The sequence below is a fragment of the Vibrio sp. 10N.222.46.A1 genome (assembly GCF_041473595.1).
Lineage (GTDB): Bacteria > Pseudomonadota > Gammaproteobacteria > Enterobacterales > Vibrionaceae > Vibrio > Vibrio tasmaniensis_A.
In genome coordinates this window covers 1-721 of the sequence record NZ_JBFRSN010001086.1, presented here as the reverse complement: position 1 = coordinate 721, position 721 = coordinate 1, and the positions used below count along the sequence as shown (strand labels likewise).

The following is a 721-nucleotide window of genomic DNA, read 5'->3' as shown; positions in this document are numbered from 1 at the left end:
GGAGCGTCTGGTGGTGGCTTAGCTGAAAACTTCCATGGTTACCAAATTAAAAATGATAGCGGTGAGCCTAACGCTTGGTATTGCATGTTTAACGGGCGCCTAATTAAAGGTGGCAAGATTGCAATCCAGCGTCATATAGAGGCTTTCTTACTCGCAAAACAAAAAGCAGCACAGCAAAAGAAGTAAAATTATGAGCCTAGTATATTCAACTGAAACAGGTCGTATTAAACCTGAAGAAGAGAAAGTCCAGCGCCCTAAAGGTGATGGTATTGTTCGAATCCAAAAAGAAACCAAAGGCCGTAAAGGCAAAGGCGTTTCTATCGTAACAGGCTTAGACCTAGATGACGCGCCATTAAAACTCATGGCTGCGGAACTCAAAAAAGTATGTGGTTGTGGCGGCTCAGTAAAAGATGGCAACATCGAGATTCAAGGCGACGCTCGTGACAAGCTCAAAGCGCATCTTGAAAAGAAAGGCTACAAAGTTAAATTTGCCGGCGGTTAAGCTCTAACTAATGCCGGGGGTAAAATCGAAGATTATTATCACTGGTTATTAGGTATTTTATGGTAAATAACCGCTATGGTTAAATACGCAGTAGAATTCAGAGAGTACAGATATGAAATAAAGGCAGGGCATCACATAAAGATACCTGCCTTATAAACACCGAAACCAATTTAACATAACGTACATAATACGCACTGAGCATGTTAGAGCAATTTAGTA

2 protein-coding genes are annotated in these 721 nt (G+C 41.2%); both read left to right on the top strand.

Features of this window, described 5'->3' with window-relative positions; translation table 11 throughout:
- On the top strand, positions 1 to 186 hold a 186-nt coding region (locus AB4496_RS24020), incomplete at its 5' end, for a DUF3319 domain-containing protein (RefSeq protein WP_372132274.1).
- Positions 187 to 190: 4 nt separating this feature from the next.
- The gene (gene yciH / locus AB4496_RS24015) at positions 191 to 502 is read left to right on the top strand and encodes a stress response translation initiation inhibitor YciH (protein WP_009845368.1); all 312 of its coding nucleotides are present in this window, start codon (positions 191 to 193) and stop codon (positions 500 to 502) included.
- Positions 503 to 721: the final 219 nt, after the last annotated feature.